Origin of the sequence: Burkholderia sp. Bp9015 (assembly GCF_003853505.1) — a bacterium.
Taxonomy (GTDB): Bacteria; Pseudomonadota; Gammaproteobacteria; order Burkholderiales; family Burkholderiaceae; genus Burkholderia.
In genome coordinates this window covers 1-1,881 of record NZ_QTPZ01000083.1, presented here as the reverse complement: position 1 = coordinate 1,881, position 1,881 = coordinate 1, and the positions used below count along the sequence as shown (strand labels likewise).

Sequence of the window (1,881 nt, the reverse complement as noted above, 5' to 3'; positions counted from 1 at the left end):
GAGCTGCTCGAGGATCGCCGGGTTCTCGAGCGTGGACGTGTCCTGCGTGATCGCCTCGCCCTTCGCGAGCGAGCGCAACAGGCGCCGCATGATCTTGCCCGAGCGCGTCTTCGGCAGGTTGTCGCCGAAGCGGATGTCCTTCGGTTTCGCGATCGGCCCGATCTGCTTGCCGACCCAGTCGCGCAGCGCCTTCGCGAGCGCCGCCGCTTCCTCGCCTTCCGGACGCGAGCGCTTGAGCACCACGAACGCGACCACCGCCTCGCCGGTCGTGTCGTCCGGGCGGCCGACCACCGCCGCTTCCGCAACCAGCTCGTGCGAGACCAGCGCCGACTCGATTTCCATCGTGCCGAGCCGGTGGCCCGACACGTTCAGCACGTCGTCGATGCGGCCCATGATCGTGAAGTAGCCGGTGTCCTTGTCGCGCACCGTGCCGTCGCCGGCGAGATAGAGCGTGCCGCCGAGTTCTTCCGGGTAATAACTCTTCTTGAAGCGCTCCGGATCGCCCCAGATCGTGCGGATCATCGCCGGCCACGGACGCTTGACGACGAGAATGCCGCCTTGCCCGTTCGGCACGTCCTGGCCCGTCTCGTCGACCACCGCGGCCATGATGCCCGGCAGCGGCAGCGTGCACGAACCCGGCACCGTCGGCGTCGCGCCCGGCAGCGGCGTGATCATGTGGCCGCCGGTTTCGGTCTGCCACCACGTGTCGACGATCGGGCAGCGCTCCTGGCCGACGTGCTTGTGGTACCACATCCACGCTTCCGGATTGATCGGCTCGCCGACCGTGCCGATGATGCGCAGGCTCGACAGGTCGTAGCTCTTCGGATGGACCTTGTCGTCGGCTTCGGCGGCCTTGATCAGCGAACGGATCGCGGTCGGCGCGGTGTAGAACACCGTGACCTTGTGATCGCCGATCATCTTCCAGAAGCGCCCGGCGTCCGGATACGTCGGCACGCCCTCGAACACGACCTGCGTGCCGCCGCACGCGAGCGGGCCGTACGTGATGTACGTGTGGCCGGTGACCCAGCCGATGTCGGCCGTGCACCAGAACACGTCGGAGGGCTTCCAGTCGAAGGTCCACTTCATCGTCTGCGCGGCCCACAGCAGGTAGCCGCCGGTGCTGTGCTGCACGCCCTTCGGCTTGCCGGTCGAGCCCGACGTATACAGGATGAACAGCGGATGCTCGGCGCCGACCCATTCCGGCGCGCAGGTGTCGGACTCGCCGTCGGCGATCTCGTGCATCCACAGGTCGCGTTCGGCATGCCAGTCGATCTTGCCGCCGGTGCGGCGATAGACGATCACGCTCTTGACCGCTTCGCAGCCGCCCATCGCGAGCGCTTCGTCGGCGATGCTCTTGAGCGGCAGCGTCTTGCCGCCGCGCGCCTGCTCGTCGGCGGTGATGAGCGCAACGGCGCCGACGTCGACGAGCCGCTCGTTGAGCGATTTCGCGGAGAAGCCGCCGAACACGACCGAGTGCGTGGCGCCGATGCGCGCGCAGGCCTGCATCGCGACGATGCCTTCGATCGACATCGGAATATAGATGATGACGCGATCGCCCTTGCCGATCCCGCGTTTCTTCAGCGCGTTCGCGAAGCGCGACACGCGTGCCAGCAGCTCGGCATAGGTGACGCGCGTGACGGTGCCGTCGTCGGCCTCGAAGATCACGGCGACGCGCTCGCCGTTGCCGGCTTCGACGTGGCGGTCGAGGCAGTTGTACGACGCGTTGAGTTCGCCGTCGTCGAACCACTTGTAGAACGGCGCGTCGCTCTCGTCGAGCACCTTCGTGAACGGCTTGTGCCAGCTGAGGCCCTCGCGCGCGAGACGCGCCCAGAAGCCTTCGTAATCCTGCTCGGCTTCGGCGACCAGCGCGCGGTAGGCCGG

1 protein-coding gene is annotated in these 1,881 nt (G+C 67.6%); it reads right to left on the bottom strand.

Annotated features, from left to right (window positions below; all coding sequences use genetic code 11):
- Window positions 1-1,881: acetate--CoA ligase (acs, locus tag DIE12_RS37660; RefSeq protein ID WP_124524135.1), on the bottom strand; the 1,881-nt coding region annotated here is incomplete at both ends.